This window comes from Rhodococcus sp. KBW08, from assembly GCF_003852455.1.
Taxonomy (GTDB): domain Bacteria; phylum Actinomycetota; class Actinomycetes; order Mycobacteriales; family Mycobacteriaceae; genus Rhodococcus_F; species Rhodococcus_F baikonurensis.
Genome location: NZ_QAJJ01000011.1, coordinates 43,355 through 63,867 on the forward strand (window position 1 = coordinate 43,355; position 20,513 = coordinate 63,867).

Here is a 20,513-nt window from a genome sequence, read left to right on the forward strand (position 1 = left end):
GGCGCGGCGACGGAGTCGGCCAGGCCATAGTCATCCGACAAACTTCTATCGACGGGGCGGATCGTTGTCCAGGATGTGAGTCATCTATGGGCGAGGATTCGGTCCTGTCGACCTACCATCCCGCGCAAGGCACTGGAAAATTCTCCGAAAACAAGTATGAGATGAGTTCGCGGACAGAATCACTCAGGAATATGAGTGAGCAGGACAGGTGCATTCGAATCGATTTACCGAATGCCAGTCAGGCCACATCTGTCGCTACTGAACACACCGAATCAGCACAACGAATGGAGCCGAAATGGGCAAGATGGTCAAGTGGGCACCGCCGTTCCGCGGCGAAGACGTCGAGATGCCGGACTACGAGCTGATTCGCCTCGAGAGAGACGGTGCAATTGGGCGAATCGTTCTGAACAGTCCTGAGAAGCGGAATCCCCTCGGCTACAAGCGACTCCTCGAGATCGCAATGGCAGCCAAGCAGTTCGAGCTCGAGGATGAGATCAAGGTGATCATCATCAAGGGCGATGGCCCCAGCTTCTGCTCCGGCTACGATATCTCGCCCGTTGAACCGGCTCCCAACCTTCCCGAAAACGGATACATCAACCTGAAGCGGGACATGCTTTGGGAGTCTTACAACAACGAGCATCTGCGCGTGTTCTACACCCTGTGGGATCTGCAGAAGCCGGTCATTGCACAGATTCAGGGCTATTGCCTAGCTGGTGGATCGGAACTTGCAGCGTTCTGTGACATCAGAGTGGTGGCCGAGGATGCGCAGATCGGTTGGCCTGTTGGCAGGCACTGGTCGCCCGGAAACATCCAGTACATGCCCTGGATGGTGGGAATGACCAAGGCGAAGTTCTACATGTTGACGAACCAGCCGATGGATGGAACCGAAGCGTTCCGCAGCGGATGGGCGTCCGCTGTTGTGCCGGCAGAGGATCTCGAGGCCGAAACCGAGAAGATCGCACGAACGGTGTCTCTGACCGACACCCAGCTCGCGATGCTGACGAAGCGCAGTCTTAATCGGCAGCACGAGATTATGGGATTCCGCACCGGAATCGCCAACGGGACCGATCTCCTGGCACTGGCCGAGTTGCGGTCCAGTCTCACCGGGGCAAGCTACTACTCGTCTGAGAGCGAAGACGAATTCGCTTCCCGCGCTGCGCGCGACGGCTTGAAGGCTGCTCTCACTTGGCGAGATCAGCAGTACGACATGGAATACCGAACCTCCGACCGAGCCCGCGAGGGTCGCGATGACACCGCCGACTCTGAAGCCGAAGCAATCGCGAAATCCTGATCCTTCGAAGCAATTAGGGTGAGAGCCCTCCGTCGTGCGGCCCGCTCACCTACCGTGTGTGAGCCGCGCGACGCTTCGATCAAGACCGTGGATGTGCTTGTAGCGGTGCCGAAATTCTCATTTGTTTCGGTTTCGAGTAGTTCTCGAAGATATTCGATTTGCACAGCTACACAACCCATTTGCAGTTTCGCGGGTAGCCTCGGCGCCTTGCACACAAATCGGAGACGTCAATGGCGCTGACAAACAACAATTCCCGCGAATTTATCGACGACGCAGATATCTCGAGCTTCGCATTCTGGAAGCGCAATTTCGTGGAGCGCGATGAGACATTTGGGTTGCTCCGGCGCAACGCGCCCGTGAGTTGGCATCCGCACCTGGAAACCACAATACCGCCCGAAGTGCATGGCGAGGTTGGGTTTTGGGCTGTGGTCAAAGCGGCAGACATTCGGTTCGTCAGCCAGAACCACGAACTTTTCAGCTCCGCAGAGCGCGGAGTGATGCTTCGGCCGATGGACCCTCGGCAAGCCATGGATCCCACATTTCTGGAGATGGATCCTCCGGATCACAGTAAATACCGCAAACTCATGAGTGCAGCGTTCACTCCGAAATCCGTAGCGAGACTGCAGGACAAGATCGGCGAGCGGGCACACCAGATCGTCTCCGCGGTCGTCGGTGCCGGCGAGATCGACTTCGTGACCTCGGTGGCTGAAACGCTTCCCATGTTGACGGTCGCCGACATGTTGGGAGTACCCGACGAACTCGTCGAGACGTTTGCATCGGCAGGACGCAACCTCGTCGACATACGAGCGATGTGCCCGCCGGATGTGCCGGCCAATACGTACTTCGCCCAACAAGTCGACATCCTGCGTCAGATCGGGCTCGAACTTGTGAAGCACCGACATACGCATCCGGCAGATGACCTTGCGACAGCACTTGCTGGTGCCAAGTACGATGCGCAGTTCATGTCAGATGACGAGATCACCTCGGTGATGATGCTTTTGAGCGTTGCGGGCAATGACACGACCAAACAGACAACCACCTCCACCGTCTTGGCTTTGGACCGGAACCCGGGGGAGAAGGCCTGGCTGTTGGCTGATCTCGAAGGGCGCATCGTGAAGTCCGTTGACGAGTTCATACGGCATGCCTCCCCGGTCATCCAGTTCAGTAGGACGGCGACGAGAAACGTCGAGCTTGGCGGTCAGAGCATTTCGGCCGGTGACAAAGTTGCGATCTTTTACTGCTCCGGGAACCGGGATGAGGATGCCTTCGAGGAACCTGAGAAGTTCATCCTGGACCGTCGACCGATGCCACACCTTGGGTTCGGAGGCGGCGGCGTTCACTTCTGCCTCGGCAACGGCATCGCGAAGGTTCAACTGAGGGCAATATTCAGCGAAATCTATACTCTCCTACCTCGGCTCGAGGTCGTCGCAGAGCCCGAATACCTCTGCAGTGAAGAGTTCCACGGCATCAATCGCCTGCTCGTAAACACCCACTAGCGCCTGTCTTCCTTCTGGAGTGAACCAATGAAGATCAATGTTGCCACCGATCGTTGCACCGGAATCGGAATCTGCGAGTCGATTGCCCCGGACTTCTTCGAGGTCCTCGACGACGGCACTCTGAACCTGTTGGAAGACAAGACCGGTGATGCCTTGGCGGAGGTGGAGCATGCCGTTCGCTCGTGCCCCGCGCTGGCACTGAGCTTGACGGAAGAGTAGTGATGATGAGTGGTGCGGGCCTTGTTGTTGTCGGCGCTTCTCTCGCTGGGTTGAGGGCAGTCGAGGCTGCTCGTAGAGCTGGGTATCGAGGTGCAATCACCCTCGTCGGAGAAGAAGCACACCTACCCTACGACCGTCCGCCGCTCTCCAAGGCGATGCTCACCGGTCCAGTCGAAGCCACGTACCTTGCCTCCGAGGAAAATCTCGTCAACGACCTGGCTGTCGACCTGCGGCTCGATTGCGCTGCCTTAGGGCTCGATACGTCGCGTCGAATCGTATCGTCGAGCGACGGCGAAATCCGCTACGAGCGTTTGATCATCGCGACCGGCTCGGTGCCGAGGACTATCCCGCAAGGCACGGGACTTCAGGGCGTGCACACACTGAGGACTTTGGATCACGCTCTCGAAGTGCGTTCGGCTATCGGTGTCGGCACTCGTGTGGTGGTGGTCGGGGCGGGATTCATCGGTGCCGAGATAGCGTCATCGGTGTGCAAGCGTTCGGCGAGCGTCACCATTGTCGAGGCCGGAGCTGTCCCGCTGGTTCGAGCAGTTGGTGTGAGTGTAGGAAGTGCGTTGGCCGGATTGCACACCAGGAATGGGGTGCGGTTGATGCTCGACACAAGTATTGTCGAGGTGAACGGCGATGTCTCCGTGAAAGAAGTTGTTGTTTCTACCGGCGAGCGTCTGCCTGCCGACCTTTTGGTTGTGGGTATCGGAGCTGTTCCAGCCACCGCGTGGTTGCGATCGGCCGGTGTCGAATTGGATCCGATTGACGGTGCCATTATCTGCGACGAGTATTTGCAAACCTCTGTGCCGGGTGTGTTTGCAGCCGGCGACGCGGTCAATTGGCCCAATCGACATTTCGATGCGCGTATGCGGCTCGAGAACTGGACCAATGCCGCCGACCAAGGAATGCATGCGGCAATAAACGCTGTCGATCCGGACCAGCGTCAACCGTATGAGACGGTCCCATATTTCTGGAGCGATTGGTACGGCAATCGCATTCAGTTCGCGGGAGCGGCTGCTGGGAACCAAGCCAGCTTCGTCCAAGGTGGCCCGGAGGATGAGCGATTTGTTGCGTTGTTCCGCAGCGGCAGCCGTGTGTTGGGTGCCGCAACCTTGAACCAACCACGCAAGATCATGAAATTGCGACGCCTCATTCAGCAAGGCGGGACCTGGGATGAGGCCGTCGCATTGTCGACGACCTAGCGAGACCGGTTCTGACGGAAGCATTGTGAAATCAAACTATGGAGACGAGTCACCCGGAATGAAGCGAATGCAAGCAGCAGTGTTGCGAGCTGCGGACCAGCCCTATTCCCTGGAAGAGGTTGTCTTGGAGAACCTTCGACCTGGTGAAGTGCGTGTGAAGATCGTCGCTGCGGGGATGTGTCATACAGATTTGTGGCCACGCGACCAAACTGAAGAGTTTCTACCCGTCATCGTCGGGCACGAGGGGAGTGGGATCGTCGACGCTGTAGGCCCCGGCGTCCACGGCCTTGAAGTGGGCACACATGTGGTCCTGAGCTTTGCCACGTGTCGTGTGTGCTCAGCTTGCCTCAGAGGCCACCCTGCCTACTGCTCGAAATTCAACGAGTTCAACTTCGCCGGCAGCTATGAGGATGGCACAACCAGCGCGCACTCCGTGGACGGAGAGCCGATCAAGAACCGTTGGTTCGGCCAATCCTCGTACGCTGAGTACGCGGTTGTAGATGCCGACAACGTCGTCCCGGTGGAACGGGACCTACCGCTGGAATTGTTGGCGCCGTTGGGATGCAGCGTACAGACGGGTGCAGGCGCTGTGCTGAATGAAATGGCCCTCGCGCCTGGACAATCGATTGCGGTCTTCGGTGCCGGTGCAGTGGGGCTCGCTGCTGTGATGGCTGCGAAGTTGGCCGGGGCTAAACACATCTTCGTCGTCGACCTGCACGAGGAGCGACTACGAATGGCTGTCGACCTCGGCGCCACACAGACCATCCTTGCCGGGGCGGACACCGACGTCGTGGGTGAGATCCGGAAGACCTGTGACGGCGTGGATTTCTCGTTCGAGACCACCTCTGTGACCAAGGTGATTTCGGAATCGATTGCGGTGCTTGGACTCTTCGGCTTCGCCGTACTTGTCGGCGGTGGTACCGGGAAGTTGAGTGTTGAGCCCTACGAGCTGGCAGGCCGCAAGGTTACATTTGTACTCGAAGGTTCCGCGGTTCCCAGACTCTTCGTTCCTCAGTTGATCGGTTTCTGGCGTGCCGGACAATTTCCATTCGATCGGATGATCGAGACCTACGGTTTCGACGCGATCAACTCCGCCGAAGCAGATTCTCTGTCGGGCAAAACAATCAAACCGGTACTAGTCATGAATCCGTCAACTGTAGGTGTAGTGCAATGAAACCGAATCATGTTGGGCTAATCGACCATTCCATGACAGTGAACGGTCTTGCGTTCCCGGCCTCAGGCACATTCGGTGTCATCAACCCGGCAACGGGAAAGTTCTTCGACCATGCACCGGCATTGGCTCCGGACCAGCTTGACAGCGTGTTTGCCTTCGCAGCCGAGGCTTTCGAGCAGTGGAAGCGCGTGGACCGGTTTCGGTGCGAGAGATTGTCCGCCGCAGCCGATGCGATCGAATCCGCCACAGAAGAACTGGCGCTGCTGTTGACGGCAGAACAGGGGAAGCCGCTCGATCAGGCACGGAACGAGGTCACCTGGTCGTGCGACTGGATGCGCTACTTCGCCAACCTTGAAATCCCCCGCGAGGTGCTACGGGACGACAGCGGTGGATACGAGGAGATTTGTCGCCGCCCCATGGGGGTCGTTGCTGCCATCGCCCCGTGGAACTTCCCGCTTCTGCTCGCGATGTGGAAAATCGCGCCTGCGCTTCGGGCTGGCAACACGGTGGTCCTCAAACCTTCTCCGTACACGCCGCTGTCGACGCTGGGGCTTGGTCGGGTGCTGCGGGGCGTCTTGCCGGACGGAGTCCTGAACGTTGTGTCGGGGCCGGATCCTCTCGGTGCCTTGATGGTGGAACATATCGTGCCGAGGAAGGTCAGCTTTACCGGCTCCACCGAGACCGGCAAGCGTGTGGCGGCTAGTGCGGCCAAGGATCTCAAGCGACTTACCCTCGAGTTAGGCGGAAACGATCCGGCAATTGTTCTGTCCGACGCGCCATTACAGGAAACCGCCGCCGGCCTATTCGCCGAGGCGTTTGCGAACAACGGACAAACTTGTCACGCGATCAAGCGAATCTACGCTCATGAGAGCATCGCGGATGAGCTCGTCGAAAGGCTCGCAGTACTTGCGCGGAACGCCCGGGTCGATGACGGCATGGCTGAAGGCGCAGAGTTGGGACCGATAAACAACCTGGCCCAGTTCGAACGCGTGAAGGGGCTCGTGGACGACGCCGTACGTCGTGGTGGTCGCGTATTGGCGGGCGGAACTCCGCTCGACCGCGCCGGATACTTCTATCCGCCGACGATTGTCGATTGCGTGACAGATGACATGCCAGTCGTAGCGGAAGAACAGTTTGGGCCAGTCATTCCGGTACTGACATTCCGCGACGAGGACGAGGCAGTACTGCGCGCGAATAATTCACCGTATGGTCTCACTGCGTCGGTGTGGAGTGCTGATCTGGAGAGTGCATACAGACTCGCAGCTCGTCTCGATTGCGGTCAGGTTTCTGTGAATGCACATAGCGGTGGTTTGAGAATGGACCTACCGTTCGGTGGCAGGAAGTGGAGCGGGATAGGCGTCGAGAACGGCATCTGGGGGTACCACGGGTTCACCGAACCTCAGGTTATCGTCGGCCCAGGACGAGGAGCAGCGACAATCTGATTTCGCTGATTGCGAGACCGAGGCGAGGAATCCTGCGAAACCCTGACTCCGAAAGCGGATGTCGTGTACGAAGCGGTCGGTGTTCCACAGGGCCCCGCCTTTTCTTGGACGAATTTACCAAACCGTTGACCTTCTCGCCGTCGAAACCAATGTGATGTCACGTCTGGACGAACGGTTCGAAATACGTTATGTTGCACGTCATTTCGTAGGATATTGTGCAGGCGATGGATCAACCGGACCGCCAGCCTTCATTGGGTGCCTGCGGTAGCGGACTGGGCGACTGCCGCGATATTGCTTGCATGATGAAGGCTGCTCCGGTCAGAGTTGCTCGCCGCCACTGATGATGCTGCCGTCGTTGATGTCTAGCCACAGCGGAACGACCGTCTTTTAACTACGGCTCGACCGGCAACAGCCTCGTCTCTTCCCAGGTATTCGAGCGCATCGGACTCTTTCTAGTCGCTGATTTCCACCGTCGGGATGCTGGCCTGAATTGGTGCTTGTTCTTCGCCCTGCTATGTGAAGATGTGTCACCATTGCGATGGGATCTGCGGTTCCGGCGCCGAACGAGGTTGGCTGTTCGTCGGGGTTTTCCTCTGGTCACACTGAATCTGCTGAGCAATGCTGTAGCGACTCACTGCGCCCCGATCGCCCATTGGCGTGTTCGATGTGCGGCACACACATCGCTGTGGGCAGACGCACGGGCGAGCCTTCGCAATAGTGCTCAATTATTTCCAGGCGGGGCATCGAACGGACCGCTGCACCGACTGTGGAGGGTGGCAGAGGGGAGCGGACTCGCGCCTTCTGGTGACAAACCGTCGAAGACGAGTGCGACGTTGCGACGCCAATCTGTTTCTCTCGCGCTTGCGTCCCACAGCGAACCGGTGAGCATCCCCATGATCGCGTGCATGTCCGCCGGTTCGAGATCGGCTCTGATCGAACCAGATTGTTGTGCACGGAGTGTGAGATCGGTAATCGAGTCCATGAAGGGGGCAGTCACCTCCGCGGTGAGCGCACCCGCATTGCTTGCGGCGGAAAGAATATTGTGTTCTCGGACCACAAGGGACATCGAGGCCTCGACCAGTGTCTTGAGTCCGTTCCTTGGGTCGCTGTCGACGAGCGACTGCTCGATCGCCGGCGTCAGGTTTTCTGCAATGCTCTTGTCGAGTACTGCTCGTAGCAGGTCTTCCTTGGACGGAAAACGCCGGTAGAGCGTGCGAATCCCTATGCCCGCTTGCCGCGCAATGGCTTCGAGTGGCGCATCTGGTCCGAGATTCGCGAAGACCACTCGAGCGGCGTCGACGATGCGGGCGGCGTTGCGTGCCGCATCGGCGCGTAGATGTCGGTCGTTGTCGGCATTCACATCCGAATATTAGCAAGTGTCAGTGTGCTGCTACTTATGCTACCGTCGATACCGGTCATAAATGGCAGTCAACTGTCACTTTCGTTCCGGTGCTCGTCGTGGTCGGATCGAGGGTGGGCTGCGGGGAACAGGATGGAGCGGTCGATGACACGAACTCTGGGATTGATCGGCAGTGGAATGATTGGCAGTGCGATCGCTCGCCTCGCGATCGGCGCGGGCATGGATGTCGTGCTGAGCAATTCGAGTGGGCCGGGAAGTCTCGACCCGCTGGTGGCCGAGCTCGGTAGTCGCGCCAGGGCGTCGACTCCTTCCGAAGCTGCAAAGGCGGGAGATATCGTTGTCGCGACGATACCGTTGAGTGCATACAAGTCATTGCCCGCCGACGCCGCGGATGGGAAGGTGGTCATCGACACTATGAACTACTACCCGCAAAGGGATGGGCGCATCGCGGAATTGGATTCATTTGCAAGCACTTCCAGTGAACTAGTGCAGCGGCATCTGGATCGCTCACGTATTGTCAAGGCCTTCAATAATATTGACTTTCGGCGCCTGTTCACACTGGCGAGGCTATCCGGAAGTGATGAGCGTAGCGCTGTTCCCATCGCGGGTAACGACGAGGAGGCGAAATCGGACGTCGCTTCCCTTCTGGATCTCCTCGGCTACGACGCGGTGGACATTGGAACACTGTCCGAAAGTTGGCGCAGTGAACCGGAAACGCCGGTTTACGTGAAACCGTATTTCCCAACCCAGCCGCCGGAGGGGGTCACGCCAGAAGAGGCGTACCGCTGGTTTACCGAAACGACAGGCGTTCCGGTCTCGGCCGCTACGGTCCGCGGGCTTGTCGACGGAACAGAGCGGGGGACTGCAGGAGGCTATGTTCCGGAGGATGTTTCGTCACTACGTACAGATGCCGACAGGAACTGGAACGAATAGCAAAGGCGGATCGGAAACTGACGGGCACCGGTAGGCATTCACTTTCCTTGAAACACCGGATTCCTCTTCTCGCCGAATGCCGCGAATCCTTCTGCGGCATCGTCGGTACGTACCACCTCCAGGAAATGTTTGAATTCGTTCTCCATTGCGGCACGCTCGGTGAGACTCCTCGATTCCAAGATTGAAGCGCGAGCTGCCTTCACGGCAAGAGGCCCGCGCGAGGCTATGGTAAGGGCAAGGGTAAGTGCGTCGGATAACAGCGTCTCGCTCGGCAGTATCCGATTGACAAGGCCGATGCGCAACGCTTCCGCTGCATCGATCGGATCCCCGGTGAGGATCATCTCCATCGCAATCCCGAGTGGAACTGCTTGAGGCAGTCGGACTGTACCCCCGGCACCCGGGATGATCGCCCACTTCGTTTCCGCCAGTCCGATTGTCGCGTTTGGCGATGCCAAGCGGATATCGCAGGCAAGCGCCATCTCGCATCCACCTGCCAACGCGTGCCCGTTGATGGCAGCGATGATGGGTTTTGCTCGCTCGAGGGTAGTGAATCCACCGAAATTCCACATCGGGGATTCGCCTGCACGTACCTTCGATTGGTATTCAGGGAGCAATGTTTTGAGGTCGGCTCCGGCCGAGAACGCAACGTTTCCCGCTCCGGTCAGCACTGCGACATACAGATTCGGGTCCGCTTCGAACTCCGCGACTGCGGTGCCGAGTGCCGCGTTGTGAACTGGATCGAGTGCGTTCCGCGCCTCTGGTCGGTTGATGGTGATGACGGCAACGTGGTCGATTCGATCGATATCAATGGACATCAGGAACTCCTATGGGGTGTGTATGCAAGACGAATTGGATACGCAGCCTTCGGCATCGAGGTCATGCAGTGGCGACCGCATCGTCGAGTTTCAGATCTCGCACGCTCTGCTCGCGCATGGCGATCTTGCGGATCTTTCCTGTCGCCGTCATCGGAAACTCACTCGTTATCTGCACATAGCGAGGGATCTTGTAGTGCGCGAGTTTCCCTGTGCAGAACTTGCGCAGAGAGTGTGCATTCAACGGCGGATGGCCTTCGCGCATGCGGATCCAGGCGCACAGTTCTTCACCGAACTTCGGGTCGGGAACTCCGATGATCTGAACGTCCGCAATTCCGGGGTGCGAGTACAGGAACTCTTCGATCTCGCGCGGATAGAGATTCTCTCCGCCTCGAATCACCATGTCCTTCAACCGTCCGACGATATTGACGTAGTCCTCGCTGTCCATGGTTGCGAGGTCTCCGCTATGCATCCATCCGTTGATGTCGACGGCGTCGGCAGTCTTCTCCGGTTCCCGCCAGTAACCTTGCATCACCAGGTAACCGCGGGTGCAGAGTTCTCCGGTCATGCCACGGGGAACCGTAAGACCTGTCTCCGGGTCGACGATCTTGACCTCGACATGGGGTAGTGGTGTGCCGACGGTGGAGGTCCTCCGTTCGAGAGAAGCATCAGCCCGGGTATGAGTTGAGATGGGTGACGTCTCGGTCATGCCGTAGCTGATGGTAATTTCGTCCATATTCATCTCTGCAACAACACGTTTCATGTACTCGACCGGGCACGGCGAACCTGCCATGGTCCCGGTGCGAAGGCTCGTCAGATCGGACTGGTCAAAGTCAGGGTGCTCGAGAAGGCTGATGAACATTGTCGGTACGCCGTAGAGGGCAGTGCACCGCTCGGCTTTGATTGCTGCGAGGGTGGCTGCGGGATCGAACCAAGGGGAGGGGATTACGACACACGAACCGTGAACCAAAGAACCGAGATTCCCCAACACCATTCCGAAGCAGTGGTAGAAGGGCACCTGCACGCACAACCGGTCGTCGGAGGTGAAGCCCTGTCCCACTGTGACGAGGAATCCGTTGTTGAGGATGTTGTGGTGAGTGAGTGTTGCGCCTTTCGGTGAACCGGTGGTGCCTGAGGTGTATTGGATGTTGATCGGGTCGTCACGGTCCAGGGATTTCATCCGACCGGAAAGAGCAACGTGGTCGATGGGAGTCCCGGCAAGGCTGTCCCAAGCCGGTGTGCCGATCTGGATTACTTCGCGTAGGAATGGCGCTTCCGGACGGACCTCGTCGATCAGCGCAACGTAGTCCGAGTTCTTGAAGCGACTCACCGATACCAACACTGTGATCTCGGCCTGGCAGAGCACGTAGGCGAGTTCTTGCGCGCGCGACGCAGGATTGATGTTTACCAAGATTGCCCCGACTTTGGCTGCAGCGTATTGGATCAGGACCCACTCGGGCACGTTGGGCGCCCAGATCCCGACTCGGTCACCCTTCGCCACTCCGAGCCGCAACAGCCCCGTTGCCAGTGCTGACACGGCCGAGTCAAGTTGTCGGTAGGTCCACCGTCTTCCCGACTGAACATCAACGAGGGCCTCGTTCTCAGGGAAAAGTTCGGCGGTCTTCTCCAGTTGATCACCAATGGTCAAACCGATCAACGGCAGATCGGAGGGCCCACTGGCGTAGCTCATCTCGGACACGGAAACTCCTTGAATCTCGGCGCCTTCGAACTCTCGAACTCAAAGGCACACGATGCACAAAATGTTGGGCAAGATAGTGCGACCTGCGCGGCCGTGTTTCGAAACCTACTGCGCCGAAACATTATCGGCTACTCTCGAAAGTTGGTATCCGCTGAAGTCAATCTCCACTCACGCGCCCCTCATCGGTACGTTCGTAGAATTTGCCCAGTCGCTGTCTCACAGTAGGGTTCGACGCGACAACGGAGTACCCGAGCAGTGCCTCGACGGCAAGTGCGTCATCGAGGCGTCGCCCTATGATTTCAAGCGCCGTGTCTTTGGCCGATTCCACTGCTGCTCTGTCATTTCGTAGGATCGACGCGACGGTAGCTTCCGCCTCCGTGATCAAATCGTCGTGCGGGACTACCCGGGATACCAACTGCCAGCGCTGGGCCTGTTCCGCATCGAACGGGTTGCCCGTGAGGATGATATCCATTGCTGTGCTCAGTCCACACATATTGACGAGTCGGACGATGCCCCCATCCATCGGGTGGAGCCCTCTTCGGACCTCGAACGAGCCGAATTGTGCATTCTCAGAAGCAATTCGAATATCGCAGGCAAGTGCGATCTCGAATCCGCCGGCGAGTGCCCAACCATTTACCGCAGCAACGATCGGTTTTCGGATGCGGTGCAATCCTCGCGTGATACCGCCGAATCCGTCGGTGACCTTCCGGCGGGGAAGATCAGCGTCTGCGCCGACCCACAGAGGAAGATGTGTCTTGAGATCTGCTCCGGCACAGAACGCGTCACCGCTACCGGTAAGGAGCGCTACTCGCACGGTGTCGTCGTCGCGGAAATCCTCCCAAATCTGACTCAGACGTTCGTGCATCTCCAGATCAATTGCATTCTTGGCGTCGGGACGGTTCAGAGTTATGTACGCTACCTCGCCTCGCTTCTCGTATAAGACCTTCGACTCGGGACTGCTTGTGTTCATGCGGTTTACGGACTTCCTGCTCAAGGGCTTGATCGGAGATTTCAGAGATTTACACGGTCGCTCGTTGCACCATCACTGCGGTCCGCAAGGTCTTCGGTCGGCGATCCTTGGACGATCCGTCGGCCTTTGGTCTCGACCATGAGGTACGTGCACAGCACGCTGAGAAGCGACAATCCGGCAAGCATGATTCCCACGTACATGACATCGCCATTGGCTACGAACACCGATGCCAGTAGCGGGGGAATCGCCCCGCCGAGGACGCCGGCCAAGGTGTATCCCAGTCCTGCGCCGGTGTATCGGTACCGTTCGTGAAACATTTCAGGAAGTGCGGCACCTGCAGGCCCGTAGGCGATTCCGAAGATCACCAGCGTGCCGATCAAGCTGACGCCGTACAGCACGATGTTCTGTGTGTCGAGGAGTGGGAACATCACGAGCGACCACACCACTGCGAGACTGCACGAGAACATGATGACCTTGCGTCGACCGATTCGATCGGACCACGCTGCCGACAACGCAATCGTGAGTCCGAATATCACAGCCGCGATCATTCCCATCGTCAGGACCGTGATTCGAGAGAAACCGAGATTCTTCGTCGCGTAACTCGTCAGAAATGCGGTGCCCATGTAGAAGAGCGAAAACAGACTGGCAAGTGCACCACCGGCAATCAGGATCTCTCGCCACTGGAACCGAATCGCATCGAGAAACGGTAGTCGACTGCGCCCGTCGGTGACTGCGTCACGACGCTGCACTTCCTTGAACACCGGCGTTTCTTCCACAGACAGGCGGATCCAGAGTCCGACCGCCACGAGAAGAGCTGACATGAGGAACGGGATGCGCCAACCGATGGTCATGAATGCGCTGTCGGCGTTGTTGTCAGTACCGGCCGCAATTGTGAAGACGAGAAATGTTCCGCTGGAAAGGAAAAACGCGAATGCGGGCCCCAACTGCGGGAACATCGCGTAGAGGCCGCGCTTGTTCTTGGGGGCGTACTCTGCGGTCAGCAATACGGCGCCGGCCCATTCACCGCCCACTGCGAAGCCCTGTAGAAACCGCAGGAGGACAAGGAGGACAGGCGCTGTGGTGCCAATTCCGTTGGGGAACAGGCCGAACACCCCGGAGTTGCTGCCCGGCAACAAGCCGATTGCGACGGTGGCAATGCCCATGATCAACAAGGTCCACACGAGAGTGCGCTTGCGGCCGATCAAGTCACCGAAGTGTCCGAACAAGATTGCCCCGACCGGCCGTGCGAAGAACGCAACAGCAAAAGTTGCGAAAGATGCCAACGTGGCGATCGAACTCGACATTCCGGAGAAGAAGATGGTGGGGAAAACGAGCGCGGCAGCCGTGCCGTAGATGAAGAAATCGTAGAACTCGATGGTCGTGCCGATCGAGCTGGCCATCGCAACTTTCCGGAGCCGAGGCTGCGGAATGGTCGGGATGCCTCCGTTGTCGACAGGGGTGGGTGGTGCGCTCACAGTGTCCTCCTGAACAGTTCGGTCCGAATGGACGATGTCGAGAACGGTATGACTCGGGTCACAGATCCGCTACACCTGAAAGTTGGTATTCGAACGCAAGTTTCGAGGATCGGAACACAGAGTTGTGCGCACATTGGTGAGCAGCCGCAGGCCACGAGACCGTGAAATCTCGTGTATCGCGAAAACTCACGCCTTCGTTGACACTTTATCTGTCAGTGAAGGCGTGAGTCATCTGGTGGTCAGGAGAAACGTGGTCTAATTCTGAGCAGGTGGGAGCCCGAGATCGCCAAGTTCCGGAACACTGAAGTATCGATCGACCAGCTGTTCGTCGACTTCTTCGAGCGTTGCAGGCGACCATTGAGGGTGGTGATCTCTGTCAATGATCTGCGCTCGAATACCTTCGACGAAGTCGGCGGAACTCAGGCCTGCTGCGGCCATTCGGTATTCCTGTTCGATGGCGGCCTCGAGCGATAGTTCGCGTGCCGATCGCAATGCACGCAGTGTTACCTTGAGTGCCGTAGGCGAGTTGGCCAACACCTTGGCGGCAGCCGAATTTGCCTTGTCACCTGCAGTACTCGCTTGAAGTCTGTACACAATCTCTTCGACATCATCTGCGCGGAAGCACGGGTCTATCCATATTCTCTCGGACGCAAGCGGACTTTCGGGCGGAGATTCGGCGAACGATGTCACAGCGGAATCGGCTGGCAAGGTCGCGAGTGCGATCATCAGAGCAGGCAGCTTCTTGCTTGGGACGTAGTAGTCGGCCAATCCGAAATGGATTGCGTCAGAGCCGCCTAGACTTCCCGCGGTCAGCGCAGCGTGGGTGCCTAGCTCGCCAGGTGAGCGGGACAACAGGTAGCTGCTACCGACGTCGGGCGTGAATCCGATACTTGTCTCGGGCATGCTGATTCGGGTGCGTTCGGTGACGATTCGAATGGAACCGTGAGCGGACAGGCCTACCCCACCTCCGATAACGAGCCCGTCCATCACTGCTACGTATTCTTTCGAGAATCGCGCGATCTGTGCATTCAGCCGATACTCGTCACGCCAGAACTCGAGTGAAGCCGTACCACCGGTCCGAGCATCGTCGTAGATCGATCTGATGTCGCTGCCGGCGCAAAGGCCGCGCTCACCGCTGCCGTCGAGTATCACTGTACGAATGCGACTGTCATTCTCCCACTCGCCCAGTGTTTCTCCGATGGTGCGAACCATTCCGTGATCGAGGGCGTTGAGTGCGCGTGGACGGTTTAGTGTGATTCTGCCCGAGTGCCCTTCGACGGTGATGCGAACTCCAGGTTCGACGGCGTTCAAAGCTGGATCGACTTCGTCTCGAGGAACTCGTCCAACCCGAGGCGACCGAGTTCGCGACCCACTCCCGATTTCTTGTAACCGCCGAAGGGGGCCAGCGGGTTGAAGGCACCGCCGTTGATATCGATCTGTCCCGTGCGTACCTGACGCGCGAAAGCGAGTGCTCGGACTCGGTCGGCGGACCACACTGCGCCGTGCAGACCGAACGACGAGTTGTTGGCTATAGCAAGCGCTTCGGTCTCGTCCTTGTACGGAATGATAGAAAGCACGGGCCCGAAGATTTCTTCCTGCGCAATGACCGAATCGGGGTCTACGTCGGCGAATACGGTCGGACGTACGAAGTATCCACGGCCTAGTCCGTCGGGCGCGGCCAAGCCTCCGGTTACGAGGCGAGCGCCGCCGTCGATACCCTTCTTGATGAAGTCGAGGACTTGGTCACGTTGATTTCGTGAGACCAGTGGTCCGAGCTTGGTTTCAGGATCGAGTGGATCACCCGGAGAGAAGCCCTCGGCGGCCGCCTTTGCCAACTCGACTGCTTCTTCGTGGCGATCCGCGGGGACGAGCATCCGGGTCCAAGCCGTGCACGTTTGTCCGGCATTGAGGAAGGCGTTCGACACACCAACTTTCACTGCGGTTGCGATATCGGCGTCGTCGAGGATGACATTTGCCGACTTGCCGCCCAGTTCCAACGTCACACGCTTGATCGACCGAGAAGCGAGTTCGGCGACGCGGGCGCCGCCACGGACGGATCCCGTGAACGAAACCACGTCCACTTCCGGATGGGTGACCAAGGCTTCACCGATCACCGGCCCGTATCCACTGATCAGATTCACCACGCCAGGGGGAAAACCGGCTTCGTGAATCGCGTCGAACAACAGGTAGACAGCCATCGGAGCCACCTCGCTGGGCTTGACGACGACGGTGCATCCAGCAGCCAAGGCCGGTGCAATCTTGCACGCAATCTGATGCAGTGGGTAGTTCCATGGCGTGATCGCTGCGACAACACCTGCCGGCTCCCTCACTATGAGCGAGTTGCCGATCGTTTCCTCATGCGCTTGTTCGCCGAGCAAGTCGATGTAGCTTCGGATATCCGTCAGGGGCAGAGCAGCTTGAATCCGACTGGCGATTCTCATGGGTGTACCGACGTCGGTTGCGATCGCTTCTGCAATCTCCGTTGCCCGCTTCCCGAGCCCCTCGGACAACCTGCTCAACAACCTCGCCCGTTCAGCGCGTGAGGTCGCAGCCCAACCAGGGAAGGCGTTGCGGGCGGCACAAACCGCTCGATCGGCATCCGCTGCCGTTCCGTCGGCTACCGCACCGATGACTTCCTCGGTGGCGGGGTTCTCCACGGGAATCGTGTCGGTGCTACCTGATGTCCACGTGCCGTCGATGTACATTGCAGTTCGATCAATCATCAGAATCTCCTCGTCGGCACTCAGGAAGTGCGATGCTCTCGGTTGTGTATTCGACTACTGCGGTAGTGCTTTCAGCGTCAACAGGCAACCGTCATGCGGGTCTGGGCGACTCGGGGCGCTCACCACGGGCGAAGGCCTCGAGGCGTTCCATCACCTCCGGATTGTCGAGCGAGGAGCGACGGTAGTCATCTTCGAGTGCTAAACCCTCATCGGTCCTGTACCCGCCCGATGCGAGTATGGACCGACGATCAGCCCGAAGACTTTCTTGCGGATATCGCGCGATGTGGTGTGCGAGATCGACGGCGCGCGGTAGCGCCTCACCAGTTGGGACAACGTCTTGGACGAATCCGATCTCGCGAGCTCGTGTGGCGTCGAATCGAGCCCCCGATTCCATCATCCACAGAGCATTGCTCAAACCCACAATCCGCGGCAGTCGCAGCGTTCCTCCATCGAAGAACGGCACCCCCCAACGCCGATTCAGTGCGCCGAACTCAGCTTGCTCGTCAGCGATCCGGAAATCGCACCATGCAGCGAGCTCGAGTCCACCAGCAAAGCAGTATCCGTTGACAGCCGCGATCGTGACTTTTCCCGGGTCCAGCTTGGCGAAGCCCATCGGCCCGACCGAGTCACAGAACTCTGCGTTCGCGAGCAGACGCGGAATGTCCTTCAAATCGGCGCCGGCGCAGAACGAGGTGGACCCACTGCCGGTAAGTACCAGAACGTTGGACTCGTCATTTCGGCCGAACCGTTGAATGGCCGACGCCAGTGCGACGGCTGTCTCCGCATTCACCGCGTTGTGCGCTTCCGGCCGCTCGATTGTCAGAATGGTGACGTCACCATCGTTTTCTTCCTTGACTGGCATTGCTCAACTCCTCTGTCGATGCGCATGGCCCGATCATTCGTGATCGGTCAACTGCTCTCGATCACCGTCACGGAGCCCTTGTCGGGCAGAATGATTCCGCGAGAACGCATTCACAGCGGCACTCGGTGGTCGAACCAGGGTGACGTTACGACGAGGAGTGCGTGGGTTACTACACGCAAAAGTTGGTATTCGTGTGAGAGCACATTCATTGGACGGAAGGAGCTGACATTCGACCAGGCACCCACGGGCGCAGGACATTCGGCCGAGATCAGAGCAAGCCTTCGGCCCGGGCCTTGTGCACCGCTGAGGTACGGTTTTGCGCATCGAGCTTCCGCATTGCCGAACTCATGTAAGCCTTGACAGTTTGGATGCTCAGACCCAATTGCTCTGCGATGACGAGATTACTTGCGCCGAGTTCTACCAGGCGCAAGGTCTCCAGTTCGCGTCGCGTGACCGTCACCCGCTCAGGTCCACGGGTCGGGCGGCGAGAGGCTACGCCGAGATCGTCGATGATCTGGGTGAGTCGGCCACGAACTACACTGTCGGACACAGTGTCCGTAAGCGACCTGAGTTCGTTCACAGCTCGGTCGATCCGAGCGAAGTTCACAATGGGTCGGCGAGGCGCCTCGTCGGCGGGGTGTTCATCAGTTGTCTGCAAACGCTCGAGATCCTTTGCCGTCAAAGCAGCAACGCGTCCCGCAGCACATAACGCGACATCACCGATCTGTCTGCGTTCACGTGTTGCGCCGTAGAATACGCCGCGAACCGTGCCGTCCACCACGACGGGTAACGCGAACATCGAGTGTATTCTCTCTTCGCCGAGGATTATGTGGTCGAATTCGTGAGTAATCGACCTGTCCGTTGCGTAGTTGTCCACACGGCAAGGGGTCGCTCGGGACACGACGATACCGCCAACCCCTTGGCCTGCAGCGAGTTCCAAACCGAGAAGTCCACGTCCGAAGGTGCCTGAGAGTGTGGTGATCCGCAATCGCCGGCCTCCTACTCCAGGTGTAGCTGTGCCCGCCAGCAGGACCGGCAACCCGCTGGCGCGTCGGAGTTGCTCGAGGCGTCCCTTCAGGTGGCGCTCGACGCGCAGATCCAAAGATTCAGCGTTGATCATCGGTTCTCTTCTTGTCAGTTCGGATCGACTCCTCGGAAGATCACCTACCGCTTTCAAGGGCGAGTCCGATGGAGTATCGACAAAATCGTGTCGGCTTCCGTGCCTCTGCCTCGAAGGCTAGTGAGTGGCGTCACATTCAGGCAAGGTCGTACCCCCAAAGGTAGGTATCGAGTGTCTGATCGATGCGACCGGAGATCTCGATGCATTCCTGCGCTAGGGGCCCGTCAGAGCGGTAGCGATCGACTGTCGACCACACTTTTCATCACGAGGGTCGAGCTGAGGCGAGCAACCCCGGGCAGCGAAGCGAGTCGCGTGTCGTACAACTTCTGAAACGCCGGCAAGTCTCGGGCGACGATGCGCAGAAGATAGTCCGGATCACCGAAGAGGCGTTGCGCAAGTATGACATTGGGGATATCGACGACGGAGTCCTCGAAAGCGTCGAGGGTACCGCGGTCTGCATTCAACATCGTGACGAATACAAGCGAATGAAAGTTCAATCCCAAAGCACTCGCGTTGAGTTCCGCGCGATAGCCACTTATCACGCCTGCCTGTTCCAGCGCGCGGAGGCGACGATGGCAGGGCGAAACACTGATGCGGACCCGCTCCGCGAGTTCCGTGACAGTGAGACGACCGTTCTGTTGGAGCTCGGTGAGAATTTCTCTGTCGACCGCGTCCATGAACATCATCCTCCCACAGTGACTGCCGTCGAGGAGCGATCTCGGAAACTCCCGATAGGAGACTGTGCCTCGTTCATGTGCTCTGTGTAGATCGCTTCCAGCAGTTACATTGCTTCGCAAAGTCCGATCGCGGTCCCCGGTTGCGCACTGATTTTCGGTGCGCAACCGAGGCCGTCAGATCCCTATATTGCCAATGACTTTCGATCTAGGTGAGCAACTCCGGATGCTCACGAGTGATGTCGTCCCACAGAGGTCGGAAGCTGAGCCAACCCGCAAATGCAGATCCGACCTCGCGGTGAGAGAAGGTTGCTGTCTCATGGTCCATCTCGATCGGTGTTCCGGCTGCCATTGCTGTCAGTTGCACCTGCGCACACCGCTCCATTGCTATGAACCACCATGCAGCCTCACCGGCGGACTGCCCTGTTGTGAGTAGTCCGTGGTTTTGCAGAACCGCTGCCTTCGCGTCTCCCAGTGCAGCTGCAATTCGTTCGCCTTCTTCACGGTAACCCGCAGGCCCGCCATAGAAATCGTACAGCGCGTGGTCGTTGTAGAAGGCAGTTGCATCCTGGTTGATGGGAAGGATCGGCAATCCGAGTGAGGCCAAAGCCCGGCCGTAGATCGAATGAGTATGCGAGGCCGCGACGACATCCGGACGAGCCTTGTGCAGCTCGGAATGAATGAAGAAGCCGGCAAGGTTTACCGATCCCTCACCTTCCACCACTCGGCCCGCGTGATTGACCCGAATGAGATCGGAGACGCGAATCGCTTTGAAACTCATGGTGAAAGGATTAACCCAGAACTCGTCCTGGAACTCTGGATCGCGAACGGTCATGTGTCCGGCAACGCCCTCGCCGAAACCGAATTTACCGAACAGCCGCAGTGACGCCGCAAGTTCTCGTTTGCGAAGACGGCGCTCGTCCTCGATGTTGAGCCCCGTCGGAGGGCCGGGAACACCAGCTCCGGGTTTGACGATACTTGCGGGCCTGTCGAGAAGACTTGTCTCCTCTGTCGATTCAACTGTATTGCTCATGGCGAAACCTTTCTGTGCTCGA

General features: G+C 58.5%; 18 protein-coding genes. 7 read left to right on the forward strand and 11 right to left on the reverse strand.

The window, feature by feature from the left end; translation table 11 throughout:
* Positions 1–295 precede the first annotated feature (295 nt).
* The 6 genes from DBV08_RS15230 to DBV08_RS15255 all read left to right on the forward strand — a co-directional run bounded on the left by DBV08_RS15230 (position 296) and on the right by DBV08_RS15255 (position 6,830).
* Positions 296–1,291, forward strand: coding sequence for an enoyl-CoA hydratase/isomerase family protein (locus DBV08_RS15230; RefSeq protein ID WP_124567947.1), 996 nt, complete (start codon positions 296–298; stop codon positions 1,289–1,291).
* Positions 1,292–1,875: 584 nt separating this feature from the next.
* Positions 1,876–2,787 (forward strand): cytochrome P450, encoded by a 912-nt coding sequence (locus DBV08_RS15235; RefSeq protein WP_260395602.1) that lies wholly within the window; start codon positions 1,876–1,878, stop codon positions 2,785–2,787.
* Between the two features lie 27 nt (positions 2,788–2,814).
* Positions 2,815–3,006 (forward strand): ferredoxin, encoded by a 192-nt coding sequence (locus DBV08_RS15240; RefSeq protein WP_124567949.1) that lies wholly within the window; start codon positions 2,815–2,817, stop codon positions 3,004–3,006.
* A 5-nt stretch (positions 3,007–3,011) separates the two neighbouring features.
* On the forward strand, positions 3,012–4,214 hold the full coding sequence (locus DBV08_RS15245) for an NAD(P)/FAD-dependent oxidoreductase (RefSeq protein WP_124567950.1): 1,203 nt from the start codon (positions 3,012–3,014) through the stop codon (positions 4,212–4,214).
* Positions 4,215–4,272: 58 nt separating this feature from the next.
* Entirely contained in the window at positions 4,273–5,388 is a 1,116-nt protein-coding gene (locus DBV08_RS15250; protein WP_124567951.1) for an NAD(P)-dependent alcohol dehydrogenase, read from the forward strand.
* A gap of 32 nt (positions 5,389–5,420) precedes the next feature.
* On the forward strand, positions 5,421–6,830 hold the full coding sequence (locus tag DBV08_RS15255) for an aldehyde dehydrogenase family protein (protein WP_124567952.1): 1,410 nt from the start codon (positions 5,421–5,423) through the stop codon (positions 6,828–6,830).
* 721 nt (positions 6,831–7,551) lie between these two features.
* Here the strand turns inward: DBV08_RS15255 and DBV08_RS15260 are convergent.
* On the reverse strand, positions 7,552–8,190 hold the full coding sequence (locus DBV08_RS15260) for a TetR/AcrR family transcriptional regulator (RefSeq protein ID WP_124567953.1): 639 nt from the start codon (positions 8,188–8,190) through the stop codon (positions 7,552–7,554).
* 36 nt (positions 8,191–8,226) lie between these two features.
* Here DBV08_RS15260 and DBV08_RS15265 point away from each other — a divergent pair, with 36 nt between their 5' ends.
* Complete coding sequence (locus DBV08_RS15265; RefSeq protein WP_124568149.1) at positions 8,227–9,123, forward strand: NADPH-dependent F420 reductase; 897 nt, start codon at positions 8,227–8,229, stop codon at positions 9,121–9,123.
* Positions 9,124–9,161: 38 nt separating this feature from the next.
* Here the strand turns inward: DBV08_RS15265 and DBV08_RS15270 are convergent, their stop codons facing one another.
* From DBV08_RS15270 to DBV08_RS15315, 10 genes are all read right to left on the reverse strand, one after another.
* Positions 9,162–9,938, reverse strand: a complete 777-nt coding sequence (locus tag DBV08_RS15270; protein ID WP_124567954.1) for an enoyl-CoA hydratase/isomerase family protein — start codon at positions 9,936–9,938, stop codon at positions 9,162–9,164.
* Between the two features lie 61 nt (positions 9,939–9,999).
* Complete coding sequence (locus tag DBV08_RS15275; protein ID WP_124568150.1) at positions 10,000–11,625, reverse strand: AMP-binding protein; 1,626 nt, start codon at positions 11,623–11,625, stop codon at positions 10,000–10,002.
* A 166-nt stretch (positions 11,626–11,791) separates the two neighbouring features.
* Positions 11,792–12,604, reverse strand: a complete 813-nt coding sequence (locus DBV08_RS15280) for an enoyl-CoA hydratase/isomerase family protein (RefSeq protein ID WP_124567955.1) — start codon at positions 12,602–12,604, stop codon at positions 11,792–11,794.
* A 41-nt stretch (positions 12,605–12,645) separates the two neighbouring features.
* On the reverse strand, positions 12,646–14,079 hold the full coding sequence (locus DBV08_RS15285; protein WP_397487424.1) for an MFS transporter: 1,434 nt from the start codon (positions 14,077–14,079) through the stop codon (positions 12,646–12,648).
* A 255-nt stretch (positions 14,080–14,334) separates the two neighbouring features.
* Positions 14,335–15,390, reverse strand: coding sequence for an enoyl-CoA hydratase/isomerase family protein (locus tag DBV08_RS15290; protein WP_221621598.1), 1,056 nt, complete (start codon positions 15,388–15,390; stop codon positions 14,335–14,337).
* On the reverse strand, positions 15,387–16,802 hold the full coding sequence (locus tag DBV08_RS15295; protein WP_124567956.1) for an aldehyde dehydrogenase family protein: 1,416 nt from the start codon (positions 16,800–16,802) through the stop codon (positions 15,387–15,389). Before DBV08_RS15295 ends, DBV08_RS15290 begins: the two co-directional genes overlap by 4 nt.
* Before the next feature lie 91 nt (positions 16,803–16,893).
* Entirely contained in the window at positions 16,894–17,664 is a 771-nt protein-coding gene (locus DBV08_RS15300) for an enoyl-CoA hydratase-related protein (RefSeq protein WP_124567957.1), read from the reverse strand.
* Positions 17,665–17,932: 268 nt separating this feature from the next.
* Positions 17,933–18,784: a LuxR C-terminal-related transcriptional regulator gene (locus DBV08_RS15305; RefSeq protein ID WP_124567958.1), complete on the reverse strand. Its 852-nt coding sequence runs from the start codon at positions 18,782–18,784 to the stop codon at positions 17,933–17,935.
* A 224-nt stretch (positions 18,785–19,008) separates the two neighbouring features.
* Positions 19,009–19,461 carry an Lrp/AsnC family transcriptional regulator gene (locus DBV08_RS15310; RefSeq protein ID WP_124567959.1) on the reverse strand — a complete coding sequence of 151 codons (453 nt, stop codon included), beginning with the start codon at positions 19,459–19,461 and terminating at the stop codon, positions 19,009–19,011.
* Between the two features lie 205 nt (positions 19,462–19,666).
* On the reverse strand, positions 19,667–20,491 hold the full coding sequence (locus DBV08_RS15315) for a class II aldolase/adducin family protein (RefSeq protein ID WP_124567960.1): 825 nt from the start codon (positions 20,489–20,491) through the stop codon (positions 19,667–19,669).
* Positions 20,492–20,513 lie beyond the last annotated feature (22 nt).

Coding starts and splice junctions, on each gene's coding strand:
- DBV08_RS15280 (WP_124567955.1), bottom strand. CDS start 12,604: ATGAACACAAGCAGTCCCGAGTCGAAGGTCTTATACGAGAAGCGAGGC.
- DBV08_RS15315 (WP_124567960.1), bottom strand. CDS start 20,491: ATGAGCAATACAGTTGAATCGACAGAGGAGACAAGTCTTCTCGACAGG.
- DBV08_RS15245 (WP_124567950.1), top strand. CDS start 3,012: ATGAGTGGTGCGGGCCTTGTTGTTGTCGGCGCTTCTCTCGCTGGGTTG.
- DBV08_RS15310 (WP_124567959.1), bottom strand. CDS start 19,461: ATGGACGCGGTCGACAGAGAAATTCTCACCGAGCTCCAACAGAACGGT.
- DBV08_RS15235 (WP_260395602.1), top strand. CDS start 1,876: ATGAGTGCAGCGTTCACTCCGAAATCCGTAGCGAGACTGCAGGACAAG.
- DBV08_RS15240 (WP_124567949.1), top strand. CDS start 2,815: ATGAAGATCAATGTTGCCACCGATCGTTGCACCGGAATCGGAATCTGC.
- DBV08_RS15270 (WP_124567954.1), bottom strand. CDS start 9,938: ATGTCCATTGATATCGATCGAATCGACCACGTTGCCGTCATCACCATC.
- DBV08_RS15295 (WP_124567956.1), bottom strand. CDS start 16,802: ATGATTGATCGAACTGCAATGTACATCGACGGCACGTGGACATCAGGT.
- DBV08_RS15250 (WP_124567951.1), top strand. CDS start 4,273: ATGAAGCGAATGCAAGCAGCAGTGTTGCGAGCTGCGGACCAGCCCTAT.
- DBV08_RS15230 (WP_124567947.1), top strand. CDS start 296: ATGGGCAAGATGGTCAAGTGGGCACCGCCGTTCCGCGGCGAAGACGTC.
- DBV08_RS15255 (WP_124567952.1), top strand. CDS start 5,421: ATGACAGTGAACGGTCTTGCGTTCCCGGCCTCAGGCACATTCGGTGTC.
- DBV08_RS15305 (WP_124567958.1), bottom strand. CDS start 18,784: ATGATCAACGCTGAATCTTTGGATCTGCGCGTCGAGCGCCACCTGAAG.
- DBV08_RS15275 (WP_124568150.1), bottom strand. CDS start 11,625: ATGAGCTACGCCAGTGGGCCCTCCGATCTGCCGTTGATCGGTTTGACC.
- DBV08_RS15265 (WP_124568149.1), top strand. CDS start 8,227: ATGCTACCGTCGATACCGGTCATAAATGGCAGTCAACTGTCACTTTCG.
- DBV08_RS15300 (WP_124567957.1), bottom strand. CDS start 17,664: ATGCCAGTCAAGGAAGAAAACGATGGTGACGTCACCATTCTGACAATC.